This is a genomic window from Erythrobacter sp. QSSC1-22B (assembly GCF_001678665.1).
Classification (GTDB): domain Bacteria; phylum Pseudomonadota; class Alphaproteobacteria; order Sphingomonadales; family Sphingomonadaceae; genus Qipengyuania.
In genome coordinates this window covers 1-20,796 of record NZ_LZRP01000007.1, presented here as the reverse complement: position 1 = coordinate 20,796, position 20,796 = coordinate 1, and the positions used below count along the sequence as shown (strand labels likewise).

At 60.7% G+C, this 20,796-nt stretch carries 22 protein-coding genes, 1 pseudogene and 1 riboswitch; of the genes and pseudogenes, 14 read left to right on the top strand and 9 right to left on the bottom strand.

All coding sequences use genetic code 11. From position 1 onward, the window contains the following. Nucleotides 1-374 precede the first annotated feature (374 nt). The 5 genes from A9995_RS12065 to A9995_RS12045 all read right to left on the bottom strand — a co-directional run bounded on the left by A9995_RS12065 (nucleotide 375) and on the right by A9995_RS12045 (nucleotide 5,709). Nucleotides 375-1,304: a cobalamin-binding protein gene (locus A9995_RS12065; RefSeq protein ID WP_067613354.1), complete on the bottom strand. Its 930-nt coding sequence runs from the start codon at nucleotides 1,302-1,304 to the stop codon at nucleotides 375-377. Beyond that, the gene (locus A9995_RS12060) at nucleotides 1,304-1,852 is read right to left on the bottom strand and encodes a hypothetical protein (protein ID WP_145916939.1); all 549 of its coding nucleotides are present in this window, start codon (nucleotides 1,850-1,852) and stop codon (nucleotides 1,304-1,306) included. The genes A9995_RS12065 and A9995_RS12060 overlap by 1 nt, the downstream gene beginning before the upstream one ends. A 17-nt stretch (nucleotides 1,853-1,869) precedes the next feature. Continuing rightward, nucleotides 1,870-3,804: a TonB-dependent siderophore receptor gene (locus tag A9995_RS12055; protein ID WP_067613350.1), complete on the bottom strand. Its 1,935-nt coding sequence runs from the start codon at nucleotides 3,802-3,804 to the stop codon at nucleotides 1,870-1,872. Between the two features lie 173 nt (nucleotides 3,805-3,977). Beyond that, nucleotides 3,978-4,215: riboswitch (cobalamin riboswitch) on the bottom strand. Between the two features lie 188 nt (nucleotides 4,216-4,403). Further along, a complete protein-coding gene (locus tag A9995_RS12050; protein ID WP_168157398.1) occupies nucleotides 4,404-4,682 on the bottom strand; it encodes a hypothetical protein in 279 nt (92 codons plus the stop codon). Further along, nucleotides 4,660-5,709, bottom strand: a complete 1,050-nt coding sequence (locus tag A9995_RS12045; RefSeq protein ID WP_067613346.1) for a Glu/Leu/Phe/Val dehydrogenase — start codon at nucleotides 5,707-5,709, stop codon at nucleotides 4,660-4,662. Before A9995_RS12045 ends, A9995_RS12050 begins: the two co-directional genes overlap by 23 nt. A 124-nt stretch (nucleotides 5,710-5,833) precedes the next feature. Between A9995_RS12045 and A9995_RS12040 the strand changes: the two genes are divergently transcribed. After that, nucleotides 5,834-6,295 carry an Lrp/AsnC family transcriptional regulator gene (locus A9995_RS12040; protein ID WP_067613635.1) on the top strand — a complete coding sequence of 154 codons (462 nt, stop codon included), beginning with the start codon at nucleotides 5,834-5,836 and terminating at the stop codon, nucleotides 6,293-6,295. On the opposite strand, the gene A9995_RS16750 is transcribed toward A9995_RS12040, so the two are convergent. Next, nucleotides 6,267-6,509 (bottom strand): membrane dipeptidase, encoded by a 243-nt coding sequence (locus tag A9995_RS16750; RefSeq protein ID WP_145916938.1) that lies wholly within the window; start codon nucleotides 6,507-6,509, stop codon nucleotides 6,267-6,269. The genes A9995_RS12040 and A9995_RS16750 overlap by 29 nt on opposite strands. Before the next feature lie 618 nt (nucleotides 6,510-7,127). Here A9995_RS16750 and A9995_RS12030 point away from each other — a divergent pair. Both A9995_RS12030 and A9995_RS12025 read left to right on the top strand, forming a co-directional pair. Then, nucleotides 7,128-8,066 (top strand): HEPN domain-containing protein, encoded by a 939-nt coding sequence (locus tag A9995_RS12030; protein ID WP_067613342.1) that lies wholly within the window; start codon nucleotides 7,128-7,130, stop codon nucleotides 8,064-8,066. Nucleotides 8,067-8,496: 430 nt separating this feature from the next. Further along, complete coding sequence (locus A9995_RS12025; RefSeq protein WP_082992695.1) at nucleotides 8,497-8,991, top strand: SOS response-associated peptidase family protein; 495 nt, start codon at nucleotides 8,497-8,499, stop codon at nucleotides 8,989-8,991. Between the two features lie 112 nt (nucleotides 8,992-9,103). On the opposite strand, the gene A9995_RS12020 is transcribed toward A9995_RS12025, so the two are convergent. Continuing rightward, the gene (locus A9995_RS12020) at nucleotides 9,104-10,645 is read right to left on the bottom strand and encodes an ISNCY family transposase (protein WP_067613340.1); all 1,542 of its coding nucleotides are present in this window, start codon (nucleotides 10,643-10,645) and stop codon (nucleotides 9,104-9,106) included. Between the two features lie 112 nt (nucleotides 10,646-10,757). Between A9995_RS12020 and A9995_RS16745 the strand changes: the two genes are divergently transcribed. The 3 genes from A9995_RS16745 to A9995_RS17090 all read left to right on the top strand — a co-directional run bounded on the left by A9995_RS16745 (nucleotide 10,758) and on the right by A9995_RS17090 (nucleotide 12,110). Continuing rightward, the gene (locus A9995_RS16745) at nucleotides 10,758-10,925 is read left to right on the top strand and encodes an SOS response-associated peptidase (RefSeq protein ID WP_145916937.1); all 168 of its coding nucleotides are present in this window, start codon (nucleotides 10,758-10,760) and stop codon (nucleotides 10,923-10,925) included. A gap of 489 nt (nucleotides 10,926-11,414) precedes the next feature. After that, nucleotides 11,415-11,744 (top strand): helix-turn-helix domain-containing protein, encoded by a 330-nt coding sequence (locus tag A9995_RS17675; RefSeq protein WP_369815848.1) that lies wholly within the window; start codon nucleotides 11,415-11,417, stop codon nucleotides 11,742-11,744. A gap of 195 nt (nucleotides 11,745-11,939) precedes the next feature. After that, nucleotides 11,940-12,110, top strand: coding sequence for a hypothetical protein (locus A9995_RS17090; protein WP_168157397.1), 171 nt, complete (start codon nucleotides 11,940-11,942; stop codon nucleotides 12,108-12,110). A 56-nt stretch (nucleotides 12,111-12,166) separates the two neighbouring features. On the opposite strand, the gene A9995_RS12010 is transcribed toward A9995_RS17090, so the two are convergent. After that, nucleotides 12,167-12,994: an IS5 family transposase gene (locus A9995_RS12010; RefSeq protein WP_067613336.1), complete on the bottom strand. Its 828-nt coding sequence runs from the start codon at nucleotides 12,992-12,994 to the stop codon at nucleotides 12,167-12,169. A 331-nt stretch (nucleotides 12,995-13,325) separates the two neighbouring features. Here A9995_RS12010 and A9995_RS12005 point away from each other — a divergent pair, with 331 nt between their 5' ends. From A9995_RS12005 to A9995_RS17665, 8 genes are all read left to right on the top strand, one after another. Further along, nucleotides 13,326-14,654 (top strand): ATP-binding protein, encoded by a 1,329-nt coding sequence (locus A9995_RS12005; RefSeq protein WP_067613334.1) that lies wholly within the window; start codon nucleotides 13,326-13,328, stop codon nucleotides 14,652-14,654. Next, on the top strand, nucleotides 14,651-15,091 hold the full coding sequence (locus A9995_RS12000) for a response regulator (RefSeq protein ID WP_067613332.1): 441 nt from the start codon (nucleotides 14,651-14,653) through the stop codon (nucleotides 15,089-15,091). The genes A9995_RS12005 and A9995_RS12000 overlap by 4 nt, the downstream gene beginning before the upstream one ends. A gap of 5 nt (nucleotides 15,092-15,096) precedes the next feature. Further along, nucleotides 15,097-16,116, top strand: a complete 1,020-nt coding sequence (locus A9995_RS11995; RefSeq protein WP_233998214.1) for a sensor histidine kinase — start codon at nucleotides 15,097-15,099, stop codon at nucleotides 16,114-16,116. After that, entirely contained in the window at nucleotides 16,113-16,523 is a 411-nt protein-coding gene (locus A9995_RS11990) for a response regulator (RefSeq protein WP_067613328.1), read from the top strand. Before A9995_RS11995 ends, A9995_RS11990 begins: the two co-directional genes overlap by 4 nt. A gap of 21 nt (nucleotides 16,524-16,544) precedes the next feature. Beyond that, nucleotides 16,545-17,252 carry an alpha/beta hydrolase gene (locus A9995_RS11985; RefSeq protein WP_233998199.1) on the top strand — a complete coding sequence of 236 codons (708 nt, stop codon included), beginning with the start codon at nucleotides 16,545-16,547 and terminating at the stop codon, nucleotides 17,250-17,252. Further along, on the top strand, nucleotides 17,147-17,434 hold the full coding sequence (locus A9995_RS17670; RefSeq protein WP_369815847.1) for an alpha/beta hydrolase: 288 nt from the start codon (nucleotides 17,147-17,149) through the stop codon (nucleotides 17,432-17,434). The genes A9995_RS11985 and A9995_RS17670 overlap by 106 nt, the downstream gene beginning before the upstream one ends. Nucleotides 17,435-17,501: 67 nt before the next feature. Then, a complete protein-coding gene (locus A9995_RS11980) occupies nucleotides 17,502-19,760 on the top strand; it encodes a bifunctional diguanylate cyclase/phosphodiesterase (protein WP_067613324.1) in 2,259 nt (752 codons plus the stop codon). Between the two features lie 61 nt (nucleotides 19,761-19,821). Beyond that, a complete protein-coding gene (locus A9995_RS17665; protein WP_082992692.1) occupies nucleotides 19,822-20,334 on the top strand; it encodes a BLUF domain-containing protein in 513 nt (170 codons plus the stop codon). 276 nt (nucleotides 20,335-20,610) lie between these two features. On the opposite strand, the pseudogene A9995_RS17405 reads toward A9995_RS17665, so the two are convergent. Further along, a pseudogene (locus tag A9995_RS17405) lies at nucleotides 20,611-20,796 on the bottom strand (response regulator); the annotation flags it as partial.

The window sequence follows — 20,796 nt, the reverse complement described above, 5'->3', positions numbered from 1 at the left end:
GGATCGACGAGGGGAGCCAGTGGCGGAAGGCCTGTATCGGACTACCAAGCTACTGAATTGTAATGCCCTCCTTTTTTCTCCAGCCCATCGTTTCCCCACACTCTCTCCCAAATTTGTTGCCGATCCAGGCCCGGACCCCACACAAATCTCCGACAACGGCGCGGGACAGGGGAGGACGCGATCGTGCGGTTCGAGATTGTCGATGGCCGGTTGACCGGTGTCACGATGCGGGCCTCATCGCCGGTGGCCGACTTCGCCAGACGACCCGAATGCAGGGCCCGACGAGACACCCTTCATCATCCCGAGACCTGCTATCGACCCAGCCCATGCCTGCCAGCCGCTATTGGGCCGATAGCTACCATTCCGGTTTGTGGCTAACCACGCGTCGGCAGCGCCAGCCATCGGTGCTCATCGGCGGACGGTGGCAGACCATCGAGGCATGCGGCGATGATTTCGGCGGATTCGACAAGCCTCGGCCCGGGCCGGTTGAAGAAATGGTGCCCGTCGGCGACGAACACCCGGCCAGCGCGCACCGCAGAGAGATCGGCCCAGCCCGGCCGATCGACCAGCGGTGCAAGGTCGGCCAGCGTTTGGGGGATCTGGTAGCCGCAGGGCATCATGACAATGACATCGGGATCGGCGGCCAGCAGTGCATCCCATGCGAGCCAGGGCGAATGCTGCCCCGCCGTCGCAAACAGGGGTTCGCCGCCGGCAAGCTCGATGAGATCGGGAACCCAGTTGCCGGCCGCCATCAGAGGGTCAACCCACTCGATCGCGGACACAGTCGGTCGTGTCCCGCGCCGCGCGGTCCGGTTCGCGAGCCCGTCCATCCGCTCGCGCAAGCCTGCGACCGCGCGGTCGGCTTCGGCGCGGGCCCCGACGGCATCGCCCACCCGGGCGAAATCCCCCCAGACATCGCTCAGGTCATCGGGAGCCAGCGACACCAAAGTGGGTGCGGTACCCACCCATCCCGCCAGCGACTCTTCGAGATCGGCGGGGGTGACCGCGCAGACCGCGCATTGCGACTGGGTGAGGATGACATCGGGCTTCAGCGCGCGCAGCCGATTGGCATCGACGGCGTAGACGGACAGCCCCAGGCGCACGATTTCCTGAACCCGGCGATCGATCTCCAGCGAAGTCAGCCCCTTTTCCAGCTTGGTCGAGGTCAGCACCGGAAGTGCTGCGACGAAGGGCGGGAAGTCGCATTCGTGCGAACGACCCAGCAATTGCTCGCCCAGTCCCACCGCCACCGCGATTTCGGTGGCGCTGGGGAGCAGCGAGACGACTCTGGGAGGCGTCGCCATCAGCGCGGCCTCAGCGCGAGCGCCGGACCGAAGAGGTTTGGCGCGGTGCGTTGGAGGACGGTATAGAGCAGACCGAGTCCGACTAGCCAAAGCGCGTCATTGGCGAGGATCTGGCCAACGATCGCGGCGGTGAAGGTCTCGGTACCACCGGCGACCAGCGCAAAGCCGAACAAAAACACCTCATAGGAGACGAAGGCGAGGCCGAAGGCAGCCGCAATCCGCATTGGGGTCGGCAGCGCCCTCGGCGCGATCCCGGCGAAGCTGCGGGCGACGACCAGAGCTGCCATGCTCGCAGCGCCCAGCGCCGCCCCCCAGCCGAGCGCATAGGCGTTGAGCGGGTAGCCAAACATCCCGAAACCCATAAGCTGGTTGACCGCCCAGATGCCGGCCACCGTGATTACTGCCTGCGCGCGCGACATGGTGACCGCGGCAAGCGTAGCAAGCGCGACGAATGGCATCATGCAGGCCAGGGCCAGGCTGCCAAGGATCGCTGCTGCGGCCAATGTGAGCGGCCAGCCGACCGCGGCGAATTTGGTGTTCTCGTTCATGGTTTCCATCTCCTGGATCAAATTCGCGCGCGCAGGCCGACGAAGGCCGAAACGCCCGGATTGGTGAAGCTGAACACATCCTCGTAGCGCTCGTCGAAGAGGTTTTCGACGCGGCCGAAGAGCGAGATTTCCTCGGTGAGGCGGAAGTCTGCATTCAGATTGACGAGCACATAATCGTCGAGCCGTTCGCGCACCGGCACGTAGGAAGGATCCGTAAAGGCGAGGTCGTCGGTCTCGCCGTTGTAGCGGGCGACCCCGGTCAGGCTGAGCCGGTCGCCCGGAGCGCGCCAGCTGACCGCAATGCTGGCGATGTGCGGTGGGCGCCGCACTTCCTCCAGCCCGGCTTCGCGGGCATGGAGATAGGTGTAGGCGGCATCGATCCGCCAAGCCTGCCCGAGGCGAGCGTTGAGATAGGTCTCGACCCCGCGCTGGCGCGAAGCCTCCTCGCTGTTGGCGGGGGTGGCGATGAACGAGGGTGCTGGGTAGGCAGTGAAGATCTCGTCTTCGAGCCGGCTCTGGAAATAGGTTGCGCCGAAATTGACCGCGCCATCGTTCAACGACTGTTCGACGCCGACTTCCCAGCCTTGCGAGCGTTCGGGGCGCAGGTTCTCGTTGCCGATGTAGCGACCGTCGACATATCCGAACAGCTCGTAGAAGCCCGGGTTCTTTACTCCCGAGCCGGCAGCGCCGCGCAACCGCGTATCGTTTCCGAGGCGATAGCTCGCTTGGACACGATAGGTGGTGGAGCCAGCGAAGCGCTGGTTGTCGTCATGGCGGATCGAGGCACCCAGGGAGGCGCGGTTGCCGAGCAGGAGTTCGTATTGGCCGACAAGGCCGATATTGTCGTTGCTGCGCGAACCGGTGAAGGCGTATCCCGAGGGATCGGTGTTGCGATAGCGCTCACGCTCGGCGTCGAAAGCTGCAGTCAGCAAATGGCGCACATCGCCTTCGCCCAGTCGCAGCGTAGTTTCATAGGAGCCCTTCTGCCGCGTTCCGGCATTGCCATAGCTCCGGCCGCTGGCGTTGAACCCGTCGCGCACGGTGTCCGCGATCTGGGCCGTGACCGCATGGCTCCAGCGATTGTCGAACAGATCGAGTTCGCCGCGCAGCAATCCATACAAGCCCTCGCTGCGGACCCGGGCACCTGGTGTGTCGACGATCAGCCCGAAGCTGGGGCTGGTGGGGTCGTTGTCGGTGTCGTTGAAATCGGCATTCGAGAGCGCATAGCGGCCCACGGCCGTAATGCGCAGTTCGGGGCGCAGTATCCAGCTGCTCTTGAGCGACACCGCGCCGGTGTCGCTTCTGAGGTCGCGCCCGCCAGCGCGGGCGTTGGAGGGCCCAGCGGTGGTATTGAGCGTGCCGGACAGAGCATAGTCCAGATTCCCCCCTACACCCGCGGCACGCACCGCACCATTCAGGGTGCCGAAGGACCCGGCTTCGAAACGGGCACGGAAGCCCGGCGCCTCGCGGCCCGTCAGCGTGATATACTGGATCACACCGCCGATCGCGTCGGAACCGTAGATCGCGCTTTGCTGCCCGCGCACGATCTCGACCCGAGCCGCCGCATCGGCGGGCAAAGTGCCGAAATCGAACTCGCCCGAATAGGGATCGGAGGCCTCAATGCCGTCGATGAGCACGAGAACGTGGTTGGCCTCGCTGCCTCGCAGCCGGACCTGCGTCTGGCCCGCGATCCGGCTGACCGCGACCCCCGGGACGTCGCGCAGAGCGTCGGAGACGCTGCGGGTCTGGCGCTGCTCGAGGGCTTCGGCGTCGAGCGTGGTGATCGCCGCGCCATGCTGGTCGACGCGGATCGCATCGCCCGATCGGGTGCCGGTGATGACGATTACATTGGCGTCGACGGACGACCGATCGGCGAGGCTGGTTTGCGCAATTGCGGGCGCAGCGATGCAGGCCGCGCACAGCGCGGCAGGTATGAGGATGTGGTTATTCACGAGACAAGACTTTCCCGGCGTCGAGCGACATGACCGGGGCGTCCGCGCGAACGGTCGGCCATCACCGGCGCCCGGACGCGTGAGCGGCCGCCGGTTGTGTCCGATGCGGCCCCAGCCGCACGTTCGTCGCTCAGACGAATTCGGTTTCGCGCCCGGTCAGTCCCATGGACCCGGCAAGAGCGACACGCATCGGTCGGTCTCCTGGCTCGCGGGTCGTCACACGATGGGCGCCTTCCCAGCGGCCCGGCATTCGCCCGGCCATCCAGTGGCTGCAGACCGTCTCCGATCCGCGTGCACATCGTGCTCACCGCTTACAGTTGCAGGGTCAGCTGCAGATTTGCCCGGCATGGCCGAGCGCACTGCATTCCCGTTACCGGCGCGCTTTACCGGGCCGCAAGTCGACCCGGTGGGACGCCGCTATCAAACGGCGTGCAGAGTTGCAACAGACACGGTCGGATCTTGCTGGGCGCCACGCCGGTTTTTCGCAATCCGGCCTGGGGGAAGCGCTGGGATCTCCAAGATTTGTAGGGAATCGGTGCAGGCGCTGGGAGAGGCAATTGACGGACAGGGCTTGCGCACCGGACGCCTCCATCCTCGAACTATGACAGCGTCACGCCGCGAACCAGCACCATCGAGCTCAGCTTTTCGACCAGCAGCGCGCCCCGCGATTCCGTAATTTCCAGCAGCACATCGATCGACTGTCCCTCCGGGCCACGCTCGATCACGATGCGATCGGGACACAGCCCGAGCTGGGAAACGAGCCCGAGCACGCGCAGCGGCATATCCAGGCCCTGATCCCCGCAGATCTCAAGCCGACGTATTGAGCCAGATTGGGGCATGGCAGGCTCAAGACGGTCAGGCCGCCAGCGCTGCGCCACGTCTGACCCGCTCGCGCGCCAGCGAGTCGGCGGCCAGGTTCGGTGCCACGCCAAGCTGATCGGAACGGGCCAGCACCCGCGCCAGACGCTCCGCCGTGCCATCGACCCGGCGGACCACTTCCGCGGCATCCCAGCCGAGATGCTCGGCCGCAACATTGATGATGCCACCCGCGTTGACCACGCAGTCGGGAGCATAGAGCACGCCGCGTTCGGCCAGCCGGACACCATCCTCCTCGGTGGCCAATTGATTGTTGGCAGCGCCGCACACGATCCTGGCCTTTACCTTGGCGATGGTGGTCGCATTGAAGACGCCACCCAGCGCGCAAGGCGCGAGGATGTCTGCCTTGACGCCGCAGACCTCGTTGACACCGGCCACATCGGCGCCGGTTTCGATGGCGAGCTTGGCCAGGCGTTCGGAATTGGTATCGGCCAGCACCAGCTTCGCGCCGCTGGCGTGCAGCAGCCTCGCCAGCGCGCCGCCGACATTGCCGACGCCCTGGATCGCCACGGTGCAATCCCCGATCGCGCGGTCCAGATGCGTCTGTGCCAGATATTCCATCGCTCCGAACACCCCCCGCGCCGTCCATGGCGAGGGGTCGCCGCCGGGCCGTCCGGGCACTTGCGCAAGACCGGCCACATGGGCGGTTTCGGACGAGATGGCCTCCATATCCGCAACACAGGTGCCGACATCCTCGGCGGTCAGGTAGCGCCCGCGCAGCTTCTCCACCTCGCGGCCGAACGCGCGGAACAGCTTTGCCCGGTCGTACGGTCCTTCGGGAACGCGCAGCACCGCCTTGCCTCCACCCAGCGGGAGCTCGGCGAGTGCGTTCTTGTAGGTCATACCGCGCGCCAGCCGCGCGGCATCGACCGTTAGCGCTTCGTGCGAGGGATAGTGCCAGAAACGGCAACCGCCCGCAGCCGGACCGAGCGCGGTCGAGTGCAGGGCGATCATGCCATCGAGCCCTGCCGCTTCGTCCCGAAGCACGAAATACTCGGTATCCAGCTTGTCCTGCGTGTGATTGTTCATCGAAACCCTCCTGATTGCTTGCGGGCATTATCGAGCCTGGGGGCAGGAAAGTCCTGTCTCATTTCACTGGAATACCGGAGGTTTTCGGTTATATTTTCCTCCATTATCCAGCTTGGAGAATAATTTGACCGCCCTGGACGATTACGAGAAGAAAATTCTCCGCGAGCTTCAGCGCGATGCCAAACAGACGACGGCGGAGATCGCCGAGAAAGTCGGCCTGTCGCCCTCGCCTTGCTGGCGACGGATTGCGCGGATGGAACGCGACGGGATAATCCTTGGCCATGTGGCGCTCGTTGACCGGCGCGCGGTCGGGCTGAACGCGCACATCTTCGCGCAGGTGAAGCTCAACGCGCATGGTCGCGCGAATCTCGATGAATTCAGCGCCGCGATCGGGGCCTTTCCAGAGGTTCTGGATGCCTATGTTCTTATGGGCACGACCGACTTCATGCTGCGCATCGTGGCCGAGGACATCGACGCCTATGAACGGTTTTTCTTCGACTGCCTGAGCAAGCTGCCCGGGGTGCAGGAGATCAACTCGACCGTCGCGCTGTCGCAGATCAAGTCGAGCAACGAACTGCCGATCTGAGCCGGTCTGGGATGGCCGATGCGGCGTCGGATCGGCAGGCCTGGCGTTCGAGCGCCGCTTGCGCCGCGCGCATGAGCTTCAGGAAATTGCCGCTGGTCACCTTTTCAAGGCCTTCGCGACTGTAGCCGACCTCATGCAGACGTGGCGTCACCACCGGCAGCGCAGCGATGTCTTCAAGACCCTGCATCAGATCAGTCCGCCGAAGGTTGTCCATGCGCTCTGTCCCGCGCTGCGCACTCTTGAAGGCGCGTCCTCACTCATATCGCGCGCCCCTTTGAGCAGCGTCATGGCGGACATTGGGTTGCTCGCAACGCCGGGACAGACCACCTCGGCCCCCTCGATCCGGAAGGCGTCTGCCTTCGCAAGCACCTCCGGAGCCGAGGCTGCTTCTCGGGATTTCAGTGTATGCTTCGGGAAGGGCAAGTGGTGGCAGGGCTTGATTCGAACTAATAAATTAATCTTTTGAAATCAATTCTGTTCTCAGAATTAGCTGAATCCCTCCCCCACACTCTTCCCCACACTTTCGTTCATATAAGGGGTGTTCGGTTCACCTTTTTGCCAAAAAACTGAACTTCGAGCGCAAATTTGAGCGCACTTTTGGGCCTTCCTCAGCGCAGTCGAGACAGGGCTAACTCCAGCTCGAGACACTGTCGATCATCGTTGCTGACTAGCGTGCAATGCTCTCACACGCGACGTGAAATGCGCCCCTCCCCAGTTCTTGGTATTGACGCGAACCCGCGAGTCTGGATCAACGATGCGTTGCGAACCGGCAATGAGGATCAAGAGTGATCGACAGGTGCAACAATTCGAGCAACTCGCTAGATGCTTGGTGATGAGAACCGATTTCGATCACCTACCTCCACAAAAGCAGCGCGAGATGGAACGCGTGGTGCAGCTGATGTTCGAGGAATTCGACGACGCCTTCGCGCTTGCCAAGCACGAGTGGAAGAAAGCCGGGCGCATCCTCAAGATTATTCTCTACGGCAGCTATGCGCGCGGCACCTGGGTCGACGAGCCGCATACCGCCAAGGGCTACCAGTCGGATTTTGATCTGCTGATCATCGTGAACCACAAGCGGCTGACCGACAGAGTGAAGTACTGGGCCAAGCTCGATGAGCGGCTAATGCGTGAGTATGGCGTAACCGGTACGCTAAAGACCCCGGTCAATTTCATCGTCCACACCCTCCAGGAGGTGAACGACGGGCTGGCACATGGCCGCTACTTCTTCATGGATGTGAAGCAGGAAGGAATCGCGGTCTACCAGTCCGACGATACCGAGTTGCATACGCCCAAGCCGAAGACTCCGACACAAGCGCTCGCCATGGCGCAGGAGTATTTTAATGAGTGGTATCCAAGCGCGATGCGCGCCCACGTCAACTTTGGCGATGACTTAGCCCGCGAGTGGAACAAGGATGCGGCCTTCATGCTGCATCAGGCAACCGAACGCCTTTATCACTGTGTACTGCTCGTCTGCACATTTTACACGCCGCACGTACACAATCTCGGCTTCCTGCGCACCCAAGCCGAGCGCATCGATCCGCGACTCACTTACGTCTGGCCAAACGAGACGAAGCGCGACCGCGCCCGCTTCGAGAAGCTCAAAGACGCTTATGTGAAGGCGCGCTATTCGAAGCATTACCGCATCACGAAGGAAGAGCTCGAATGGCTCGGTGAGCAGGTTGAGGAGCTTGGCCGCGTGGTTCACGGAGTATGTTCCGAGCGTCTCGAAAAGCTCGAAGCCGAGGCGTTGGCTAGGCTGGACAAACAGTAATATTCAAGATGTTGCAGGGCGGTTTTGGGACTACTTTGTGAGGCCTCTTCTTGCACAGGACCGTCCCAGAATCCTGTCGCGACGCTAATTTCTTGCTTCGAAGTCGGGGAACAGCGGCAACGTTTTCTCGGCCAGATCCGCATCCCTTTGCCTCGCGCAGGATCTCATAGGGCCGAAGCGCTGCCACGATGCGTGCTGTCAGCGTGTCGACCGCAACCCGCCGGTTAAGCGCTCGGGTTGCAGTAAATACGTCGCGAATGGCGTACGTCTTTGCCGTCAGCAACGCGATCTCGATCGCTCGCGTCAGTTCGTCGTCATCGGGTCGAATCATCATCTTCATCGTTAGAACATAACAGGAACTTAATGCCAACAGTTTTCCACTGGCACGCTGTCGATTGACACCCGAGAGCGCTCCGGGCAGCTCTCTTTGATGTGTAATCTCTACCGCATGACCAAGGCCCAGGATGAGGTCGCACGCTGGTTCGGCGCGATCGATCATCTCGGCAACGCCAACTTTGGCGACGAGGTGTTTCCGGGATATCCCGGCGCAGTCTTCGCGGATGGCAAGCTCCAGCAGATGACATGGGGCTTCCCGTTAACACTCAAAAGCAAGCGCACGGGCGAACCGTTGAAGCCGAAGCCTGTTAACAATGCGCGCGCCGACAAGCTCGACGGGTACATGTGGCGCTACAGCTTCGAGGAACGTCGTTGCCTCATTCCGCTGATGGCTTGGGCAGAAGCCGAAGGCAAGCCGGGCAGCAAGACGCGCACCTGGCTCTACCGCCCCGATGCCGAGTTGTTTGCAGTTGGCGGGCTATGGCGCAACAGCGACGAATGGGGTCTGGTCTACACCATGGTCATGTGCAGCGCGACAATCAGGATGCGAGCGCGTGTTGCCTCACGAGAAGATGTTCCCGAACGGTGATGGCGTTGCCTCACCCAAGTGCTCCCTACGTCGATCGGTCGATTGGGTCCATTCTCCGGTTGATGGGGGTGCTGCGCAGCGGAGCCGCAGGCGGAGCGGTGCAGTACCCCCATCAACCTTCGGCCCTCGTCTGCGAGGCTATTCCGGCGGGGGACGCGGACGCAATGGACGAACGGGTGAACACGAGCGCACAGGCCTGCTCGGATCGCCAGATCTTCAGGCGGCGTTGAACCGTGCGCAACAGACCGTCGGGATAATCGCCGGGCCTCTCGACCTGCAGCTTTTCGAGCAGGTCCCTGCCAGTACGCCACGGCTCCTCCTCGAACCAGCGCTTCAACTGCCCGGTCACCTCAATCAAAGGATCGGGACGACGACGCCCGCGCTTCTGTCGTGGCTTGTCGGAGGCTGTCGGTCGAGCATCGCCGCTCTGCCACACCGTTCGCAGGCTGGACAGAAACGTCTCCAGTGGCGGCGGGGCCGGTTGCTCACTCACCAGCGACGGGCTCGGCGCGTCAGCGAGGGCAACCAGCCGCTGCTGCGCAGCCCTGATATCGCGCAACAGCCGGACCGGATCGAGCCCGGCAAAGACCTGGCGCAAATGCGCCCGGGTAGCATCGTGGGTTCGCGGATCGTCGAACAGCCGCTGGTACGGCGTTGCAGGCGCATGATAGCGTTTGTGCACCCGGGCGCCGTCCCGGTGCTTCTCGGCGAGCTTGAACGAGGGCTGGAAGAAGTTCACGAACAGGCGCGCCGCCGCGTACAGATCGGCCAAGGCAACGGCGGCGTCCAGTCCTTCGAAGCGACGATAGCCGACCAGCCGGCGCACCACCGATCCGTTCTTCTGCTCAACCCACGCCTGATCGTTCTTGCGGTAAGGCCGGCAACGGGTGAAGGCGATGCCGCTGGACGCGCAGTAATCACGCACCGTCTCGTTGATGAAGACGCTGTCGTTGTCTGTGTCGAATCCCAGCAGCTCGAAGGGCATCGACTTGCGCAGCTCGTCGAGCACCGCGACCAGCAACGTCTGTTCGCGCACCAGGAGGGGGGCGCACTCGGTCCATCCGGTCGCAATGTCGGTCAGCGTGAATGTCCACGCAAAGCTGCCCTTCGCTACCGGGCCACTGTGCGAGACGAGGTCCGCCTCGATATGGCCCGGTGCCGGATCGCCCCAATCGTCGAACGTCCTGATCGGCACACTCCGCCGGAGCGCTGTCCCGGCAACGCCCCGCCGCTTCGGCACACGACCGGCTGCCTTCACATCACGAAGCGCCCGGTCGATCGTTGCCGCACTCATCGTGGTCAGCTTGGTGCTTATATCCGGTGCCAGGTCCAGATGCCCATGGCGTTTCATCGCCTCCAGCAGGATCGGAATGAGCGGGCGCAGCCGCTTGCCGCACAACCGGTCCGACGCCTCCCATAGCGTCACCAGCGCGATCCTTACCGCCTCGTCGTAAATACGACGCTCGACGCGTGGCCCTTGTGCCTTTGCCGGGCGGCTCGCCCGCAATAACCGCATCGCATGCTTGCGGTGAAATCCCGTCACCGCCACGAACTCGTCGAGAACACGTCCCTTGCTCCCTCGATCAGCCGATCGGTACCGTTCCCCGACCGCCTCCACCAACTCCCTACGCGTCGCCATACTCACTTTCCTCATCACTCACTCCCAACCGTTCTCGGGAGCATTCTAGATGAGGCAACAGCCCTATCGACGGGAGCAAATCAGGTGAGGCAATGCGGCTTCTCATCCAGATCGTCGCGCTACAGTCATGACCGAGAGTGCAGGTGCTGCTGCAGAATGTCATTCGCGCATGCCGGTTCTGCTGGCGCAGGATGACTGGTCGAATTGGACCGATGGTACGCCGCCCGAAGCGCGCCGCCTGTGCAATCCATGGACCGGCGAACTTGCAATCGAACGCACGGATCAGCGCTGGTAGCGATGCCGAGGTTCTGCATGCGGAGCGTCATCACCGACTCGCGGAGGCCGCGATCCTCGAACAACGGTGCTGCGCTCTTGCTGCACCCGATCTGCATGCTTGTTGCGGCTGATGTGAATTAGTATGAAACGTCCGTAAGTGTCTGATTTGGATGAGAAAGTGGATGGCGAGATAAAAGCAGCGCCGTCTGTCGGGCTGCATGTGGTTGGATTTGTTGAGCAATTGGCGACGGCGCTCAAAACGCTCAGCCGTCGGTCATCCTAAATTTGCTCTTGTTTCCAATCGTTGAAGCGACGTCTTTCGGACAATTTCGATCCGAGAGCGCTTTTGGAATTGTTGAAACGGCCGTCCCTTCGGGTTCGCAGGTACCTCTAAAGATCCGAAACCCGCGAAGGATTTCGATCGTCGCGATCACGTCGTGAAATCGGCGGACCTGGCGTACGAACGTCATGTGGCGATGGGGGCCAGCTATGACCGATACTCGCGTCGATGGCGGGCCGGTCATGGTCCCCTCCCCAGCCCAGGCCGGTCCGTCATCACCCGACAGATGAAAGGACCGGTCCGATGCCCTCTCCAAACCGCACCGAGCATCTCCGTGGACAGGATCGACGGCCTACCGTCGAGCCGATTACGATGCGCGTACCGGACGCCTGCCGCTATCTCGGGATTGGGCGCAGCACACTCTATGTGCTCATTGCCAAAGGGGAGGTGGAGATCATTAAACTGGGTAGCTCGACGCTAGTGCTGACGGCCAGTTTGCGCCGGCTCGTTGACGGGAGACGGGAGCCGCGCGGTGGGCTGGTCGAGGGTGATGATTAGGCGCGCCCAGGAACGTCTGGATTGCGCCCTAAACCCGGCCGTTCCGACGCCGAAATGCGGGTCCCAATACCGGTCGGGCGGCTTAGAAGCTCCATGAGCGGAAACCGCGTATCGCTGAACGGCACGGTCTGGTGGAGAGAGGTCAGGCCGCTTACGGCTGGAAGGGGCTCTTGTGTCGGATCAGGAAACACGAGCTTGAGTTCGGTGCCCATAACGGACGACCAACTCGGAGAGCTCGGTGTCGAGCGCCTCGCCGACGAGGCGGCAGGCCTTGCCCAAAACCTCCTGAAGGTCGCCGCATCGCAGGGCGAAATCACCGAATTCAGAAAGGACGCGCTGGCGTCTAATTACTATTCTGCGGCTTAAAACTCATTGTTCTCATTGGAAAATAAGAGTCTGATTCATAATTATCCGGCGTGATTTCATAATCTTGCGATGCGTCGTGCGAAGAGTTGGATCGAGGCGATGAACAGCCATGCGGTTGCCGAGGCGATGGTCTGCTCGAAGTCCTTGGCGAGGCGTCGGTTGCGACCGAGCCATGCGAAGGTTCGCTCTACCACCCAGCGCCGCGGTAGCACCTCGAAGCCCTTGGCGGTGTCGGACCGCTTGATGATTTCGATGGTCCACCTGCTCTTGCCGATCTTGCGCAGCGCCTGCCGCAGCTTGTCACCGGCGTATCCGCCATCGGCGAAGACATGCCGCAGCCACGGGAAGCGCCGGATGATCTCGGCGAGCACGAGCGGTGCGCCGTCGCGATCCTGGATGTCGGCGGTGTGGATCACGGCATGAACCAGATTGCCATCGGTGTCGGTCACGATGTGGCGCTTGCGGCCCTTAATCTTCTTGCCCGCATCGTAACCCTGCGGCCCGCCGCTCTCGGTGGTTTTGACGCTTTGGCTATCGATAACCCCGGCACTCGGGGAGGCCTCGCGACCCACCGCTTCCCGTCCGATCAAAAGCAGGGCGTGATTGAGCGAGAGCCACAGCCCCTGATCACGCCAGAGATAAAACCAGCGCCGCACCGTCGAGACCGGCGGAAAGCACGGCGGCAGCATTCGCCACGGCAAGCCGCCGCGCAGCAGATACAGGATCGCTTCGACAATCCGCCGCTGTGGCCATTTGCGAGGACGCCCCACATGCGAAGGCGGCGGGAAGAACGGCTCCAGCACCGTCCATTCGGCATCGGTCAAATCGCTTGGCAAAGTCAGCTGCGCACGAGCATACTGCGCCCGAGTGGTGTCGGTCCACATCGTTGATTTCCTTGGTTCGTTGCAAAACCTCAGAATCAGCGACCTGGGCTGGCGTCAAGCTAACCCGCTGACACCGCTCAACTTAATTTCGGATCAGGCTCTAAGCCGTGCGCCGGGCTTTTCTATTCGGAGCCAAAATGGCGCGGCAAACCGGCTTGGGGGAAGAATTAATTCGGGTCGAGGGAATATTTTAGGCCACAACTTGTCGGGTTTGATATCGTTGCACCCCGCTGCGTGCTAGCTTTGTCCAGCGCGCCAAGTTCGATTATCTTCAGCTATCGCAGGAACCCATCCCGACAATCATGCGTATGACCAGCGTGGAAAGTATGTCATGACTGAAGCCGGCAAGAGCGAAACTGAAGTGTTGCGCCAGCACATCGTCTTCGCGCAGTTCGGTGAGCTTGCCTTGCGATCCGACGATCTCGATGAAATCCTGACCGAAAGCTGCCGCCTGGTGGGCGAGGGCCTCGGCACCGATCTCGCCAAGGTGGTGGAGCTGCAACCCGATGGCGAAACCCTGCTGGTCCGCGCCGGGGTCGGCTGGAAGCCGGGCGTTGTCGGTGTGGCGACCATCAAACTGGCAGACGACACGTCCGAAGGCTTTGCGCTGAAAACCGGCAAGCCGATGACCTCCTCCAACATCGAAACCGAAACCCGCTTTCGGTATCCGTCATTCCTGGTCGAGAATGGCGCCAAGGCGGTCGTCAACGTCATCATCATCGGCGGTAAGGACAAGCCTCCGTATGGCTTGCTGCAGGTCGACAGTCGCGAGCCGCGCGAGTTCACCGAGAGCGATACGGCATTTCTGACCGGTTACGCCAATCTGCTGGCGGCGACGGTGGATCGCTTTCGACTGATCCAGGAAGTGCGCGACAAGGAAGCCGGCGAGCGCCATGAACTGGAGATCAAGGTGGCCGAGCGGACCGCCGCGCTCGCCGCGTCGAACGAACAGCTCGACGCGTTCGCCTACACCGTCAGCCACGATCTTCGCGCCCCGCTTCGCGCGATGGAGGGATTTGCCCGCATTCTGCTCAACGACTATGCCCCAGCACTGGGCGACGCCGGCGGGGGCTTTGCCAAGCGCATCGTCGCGGCTTCAATGCGAATGGAGGGGCTGATCGACGCCTTGCTTGGCTATAGTCGTCTGCGCCGGCAGGAACCCGCGGCCTGGCTTGTCGATCCAACGCCGATCGTCCAGCGAGCGGTCGAAGAGGTGCAGGCGGGCCTTGAGTCAATCATTGCCATCGACGTGGTGGCCCCGATGCCGTCGGTGATGGCGGAGCCCATCGTGCTTGGGCAGGTTCTTACCAACCTGATCAGCAACGCGGCCAAGTTTCAGCGCGACGATGTGCCCGTGCAGGTCACGGTGCGCGCCGAGCACACGGCCGGCCGCGTCCGGATCTGGGTCGAGGACAACGGTATCGGCATCGCGCCCGAGCACCAAGAGCGCATATTCAACGTGTTCGAACGGCTGCACGGTGACGAGACGTTTCCCGGCACCGGCATCGGCCTGGCGATCGTCCGGGAGGGAATGGCGCTCATGGGCGGGCGGGCCGGAGTCGAATCCGATCCTGAGAAAGGCAGCCGCTTCTGGATCGAGTTCGCCGAGGCCGCGCAGCTTGCCACGGCGAGCGACGATACTGTAAGGCCTAAGAGTTGAACGAGCTTTCGATCATTTTGCTCGTCGAGGATAACCCCGATGATGCCGAGCTGATTCAGTATGCATTTGAGAAGGCCGATATTCGGAACCCGCTTGTGATCGTCACCGACGGCGATGCCGCCGTCGATTATATCGGCCGAACCGGAGCTTACGCCGACCGGAGCGGTCTGCCGCTCCCCGAGTTGATCCTGCTCGACCTAAAGCTGCCCCGCCGCTCCGGCCTCGAGGTGTTGAGTTTCATTCGTCAGCACGAACCGACCCGGCACACGCCGGTCGTGGTGCTCACCTCGTCCGATCAGGAGGCGGATATTCGCCGGTCGTACGAGCGCGGCGCCAACTCGTTTCTCGTCAAGCCGATCGGGCGCGACGGGCTGATCGACATGGCGCGCGCGCTCAAGGCCTATTGGATCAAGCTCAATCATGGGGTTGCGCTTTGACCGACATGCCACGCCCGATGCGCATCTTGGTCATCGACGACAATTCCGACGATCGCCAGCTGGTGTTGCGCGAACTGACCGCGCTCTGGCCCGGCGTGATCGCAATCGAGGTCAACGATCTTGCGACATTCGAAGCCGCGCTCGAGGCCCGCCCTGCCGATTTGGTGGTGACCGACCTGGACCTGCGCTGGGCAGACGGGCGTGATATCTTCGTCGCGACCAAGAAACTTTACCCTGCCTGCCCCGTCGTGATGTTTACCGGCACCGGAGATGAGACAATCGCCGTCGCGTTGATCAAGGCCGGCCTCGACGACTATGTGGTCAAGTCGCCGCGGCAAATGCCCCGGCTTCGCGCATCGCTTCGAATGGCGGTCGAGATCGCAACGTCACGCAACGCGTTGAGTGAACGAGAGGCGCAACTGACCGCGCTCGCCGCGCACAAGGACATGATCGCGCGGGAACTTCACCACCGGGTGAAGAACAATCTGCAAATGATCATGAGCCTGCTCCAGCTCCGCTCCCGGCAGGTCGATGACACAACGCGCGGGCATTTGCAGGAGATGGCGGGACGCATGGAAGCGCTCGCCTTGGTGCAGGAGCACATCTACGATGCCGATGCGCTCGATCGGGTCGATTTCAGCGCTTCGTTGTCAGAGATCGCCGAGGGCCTGACCAACACCATCGGCGGTTACCATATCAGCCTTGATCGTGACTTCGATGGACCGCTTGAGCTTGAAGTCGGCCGTGCGATGCCACTGGGATTGCTCTGCTACGAACTGATCCTCAACGCGCTGAAACATGCCTGGCCACAAGCACAGCGTGGAAAACTCACCGTCGAGTTACGGACGCAGGACGCGCACCCCGAGGTGAAGATCATCGACGATGGTGCGGGTTTCGAGGAAGAAACGGTGACCAAGGGCCTGGGAACGCGTCTGGTGCGTTCACTTGCTACCGAGGCCAAGGCTGAAGTCCTGACGTCGTCCAAGCCCGGAGATGGCACAACCGTTACCCTGAGGCTGGTATGAACGATGCGATCGTGACGCAGAACGGAGTTGCCGACGCGCCGGCGGTGCTTGTGGTCGAAGACGAAGTTATCATCCGCATGATGCTTGTCGATGAGTTGGAGGATGCCGGGATTGCGGTCATCGAAGCGGATGGAGCAGATGCTGCGGTCGCGATCATGAGCAATGGCGCGACGATCCGCGCGGTCGTCACGGATGTCAGAATGCCGGGCACCATGGATGGGCTCGGGCTTGCGGCCTGGATGCGGGACGGGGCACCGGGCGTTCCGATCATCATCACTGCAGGCTTCGCCACTGAACCGCAATGCCAGTCGATCAACCCGGCCATCACGCACGTCGTCCGCAAGCCATATCGGCCCGGAGAGGTGACGAGGTTGGTGACAGAGCTGCTCACCGATCCAGCTGCCTAACCGGTCAGCGAGGACATGGTCGTGACACCGGATTTCAATCCTGCCGACCTCGCCGAGGCGCGGCGCCTGAACCGCAGACTTGCGCGATTGCCGAGGTTGCGGATGCAGACGCCGGTCGGACGGGTCGCGCTGAATGCGCTCCTTCGATTGGTCGAAATCTGTCCCCTGCTCAAGAAGCGAAAGCATGGTCTCCGAACAGAGCTGCGCGTCATCGAAGCCTGTGGGCAAAGCGTCAAACTGCGGATTTTCCGGCCGAACAATCCTGTCAGGGGCGTGGTCCTGGACCTGCATGGCGGCGGCTGGACGATCGGCAATGCGCGGATGGCCGACGGCCAGAACGCCAATCTAGCGCTGCGATTGAACGTCGCCGTGGTCAGCGTGGACTACACGCTGGCGTTGGCCGGTCCCATCGAGGCCTCGATCCTGGAGTGCGCAGCCGCGATGTCATGGCTCACCGCGTGTGCGCAACGCGACTTCGGAGCCGCCAAGATCATCATCAAGGGATCTTCGTCCGGCGCACACCTGGCTGCCTGGGCATTGATCCGCCTGCGGGCTCATGACGAGGTTATGAACCGTATCGCCGGGATGCCTCGATCTCGCCGGTTTACGGCAACCTCGAAGGGTTGCCGCCAGCGCTCCTGGTGGTGGGCACCAAAGACATCCTTCTGGAAGACAATCAAAGGATGGCCGCACGGTGGCACGCCGCCAACGGCAACGCTCACCTGCTAGTGGTGCCCGAGAGCCCGCACGCGTTCATGCTCATGAATATCGGTCAATCACCGGACCGCCGAGCTTCCCCAAAAGCGTTTGTTGGTTCGATTGTGGAACCGCGGCCGCGCGACTTCGCAAGCCACATTGACGGGCTAGAACGGGTCATCGGGCGATCTCTATGTTCAGAGAAAGTTCACTGATTTGGGTCAAACATAACAGCGACTTGACCCAATGCCGGGCCCGGTTCATCGCCCTTAGGGCCGGTGCGTGGAGGAAGGCTTCCCGTTGTCAGTCATTCAGAACGAAACGAAACGCCTAGACTCTTTACATAAGCTTGGCATTCTTGACACGCCCCGCCATCCTTCATTCGACCGGATTACCAAGCATTGCGCCGACTTCTTCGATTGCTCGATCGCGCTCATCACGCTTGTCGATGAGCGCAGGCAGTGGTTCCTATCATCTGTTGGCGCAGATGTTTTTGAAACCCCGCGCGAAATGTCCTTTTCAGCTCACATTATTGAAACTGGAAAAAGCTTGTTGCTTTCCAATGCGTTGAATGATGAGCAGTTCTGCGCTTTACCGCAAGTCCGCGGATCTATGGCGGTTCGTTCTTATCTTGGCACGCCCATCAGAAGCGCTGACGGAGAACTAATTGGTACGTTGTGCATTGCGGACCCGCGTGCGAACCAATTTAGCCAGCAGCACATTCCAAAGCTCAAAGCCTTCGCTGCGACAGTAGGGGATCTAATAATCACTCGTTCGCAAATATTGCGAGCGTCATCGGGAAATGTAAATACTAACGAGAAAGACAACCGCCTTATTCGTTCAGAACGGATATTTAGGCAGGCGGAAGAGGTTGCAAAAATCGGTTCTTGGGAACTAAACCTTGAAACGAGGCGCTTGACTTGGTCAAACGAGGCGTTTGTAATTTTTGGTTCGCCGGAAAATCTTCCCAATTCCATTGAGGAGACCTTCTCCTATTACGCTCAGGAGGAACAAGATAAGGTTGCTGAGGCGGTCACAAAGATAACGACCGTCGGTGGCTCATTCGTATTTGAAGCAGGTCTAAACGCGGCGGACGGCACCTTGAAGCATGTGAAAGCGATGGGCGAGTATCTGGAGGGCGATGGCCAAAACGCCGCGCGTTTGGTTGGCATCATTCAGGATATCACCGAAGCGAACCATGCTCGCCTCGCTCTAGAGCGCGCTGTCGATCGCGATGGCTTGACCGATCTTTACAACCGTACCGCTTTCGACCGCTTTCTGCAGGAGACAGTCCGAGGCATCAAGGAATCAGGTTCGACTGCATTTCTGCTTATGCTTGATTTGGATGGCTTCAAGGACATCAACGACACCTTTGGACATCTGGTGGGAGATGTCATTCTACAGGAGATCAGTTCTCGCATTTTTGTAGCACTTCCGAATGAGACCATCGTAGCAAGATGGGGTGGCGACGAATTCGCTATTATAACCGCGCCAGATTTTTCTTCAGACGACGCAAGAAAGGTCGGTGACGATTTACTCGTAATCATCGAGCGCAGTTTCGAGATTGCGGGGCGCTCGATGGGTGTAAGCGCAACTTGCGGGTTGGCCGAGATCGATGGGCGCACGAATGCTAGAGAAATCATCCGAAGAGCCGATTTGGCGCTCTATTACGGAAAAAAGCGAGAGCCGGGACGGGTGCATCTCTACCTCCCGGCAATGGAGAAGGCGAACCAGCATCGGCAAACAGCAATCGCGACTGTGCGAGAGGCTCTAGACGGCGACCGTCTATTTGCTGGCTATCAGCCAATCATCAATTTGGAGACGAACCGTTTAGTGGGTCTCGAAGCACTTATGAGGCTTAGCACCACTACTGGCGCTCAGATTACCGCAACTCAGGTCCTGCCCGCGATCTTGGATCCTATCATATCCCGGGAGATCGGCGAGCGCATGTTGAGCTGCGTCTGCAGCGACTTGGCGGAAATCGAGCAGGCGCAGCCAGAGATGCAGTTCATAAGCATCAACGCGACCGAGGCCGATCTTTTGAGTCGGGACTTTTCAGGCCGATTTTTAGCGACCCTAAATAGAGCTGGGATCAGCCCTGATAAAATTACGCTTGAGATCACTGAGACCATGTTGATGGTGAACGACACCGCCAAAGTTCAAACTGTTTTGGCGGACCTCAGCACGGTTGGTGTTCGCATAGCACTTGATGATTTTGGGACTGGATTTTCATCCCTGTCTCATCTCAGGGATTTTCCAATCGACAAGGTCAAGATTGACCAAAGTTTCATCAAATCGTTTGTCTTTGAAAACCAAACTAGGCTCATAGTTCAAGCGCTTATCAACATGGCAAATAATCTCGGCGTGATAGTTATAGCTGAAGGCGTTGAGACCGAGGAGCAACGGAACCTCCTTTTGAACTTCGGCTGTAACCTGGGTCAAGGCTACCTCTTTAGTCCGGCCGAGACCTCGTGTCGTATTAAGGCGATGCGGTTCCGAAATAGGCGCAATAGCGTAGTCTCAGGATTGAAAGTCGCGTAATCGTCGAAAAGGCAGCTTCCAGAAATTGAAAAAGGAACGCTTCCGCCTTTAGGATTCATCTATGCCGGATAAGCGAAATCTCCAGCCTCACGAAGACCCGCCGCCTAATGTGCCGGAATCGAATACAATTTATTTCTGCCTGTATGTGAGCCAGAGCAATTTAACACCGCCGGCAAATCGCGTAGAATTGGATAAGATTCTTTCTTCCTCGCATCTGCGGAATAAGGAACTGGATGTCACTGGCGCTCTTCTGTGCACAGCTGGACGTTTCGCTCAAATTATTGAGGGCCCAGAGACTTCAATACGCATCCTCATGAAGAGTATTGAGTTAGACTCGAGGCATAGAGACTGCAAAGTTCTCTCAGAGGGGCTCACCTCCGCCCGAAGGTTTTCTGAGTGGACGATGGCATACTTGGGGCCATCCATTCATATTGATCGACACATCAAGCCTCTCTTGCAAAATTTGTTCAACCGAGATCAGACGGATAAATCGATATCGCGTTTGATCGATCTGATGGTCCGGCAAACCAACATGAGACGGCCCGAGGGCGCTGAGGAAGATGTTGGTCCGTAGTCGGCCAAAAAACCACTGAAAGGTGGAGCATAGTTAACGGCTGGTTTCGGGCAGCAGAAAGTTTCAGGCTGTGACCGACATTGAGTCGGCACGGGAAATTCGGCTTCCTGCAACACCCCCCCGTAGCTGCCCGACCGGTCTGGGGATCGTGGACGGCCACCGGGAAGGTCATGAACTGGGTGGGGAGCGGAATGAAGGCTTTTGGTAACGGCGGGGTAGAGAGCCGCCGTTCTGGGGTGCCAGAACCCCGTGCGGAAGTTCGGGCCGCCGCGTCGCTCAGGCGCCGGGTATAAGGTCGTGAAACGCCCGTGCTATGGCGGCACGGTCGAAAGGTTTGGTGAGGATAGGTGCTCCAGGTGGGCAGGGGCTGCAAGCGTCCGGCGTGCCGGTGATGAAGATCACCGGAACAGGACCGAGGGTATCGAGGATAGTCGAGACGGCGAGAGGGCCGGTGCCTTCGGT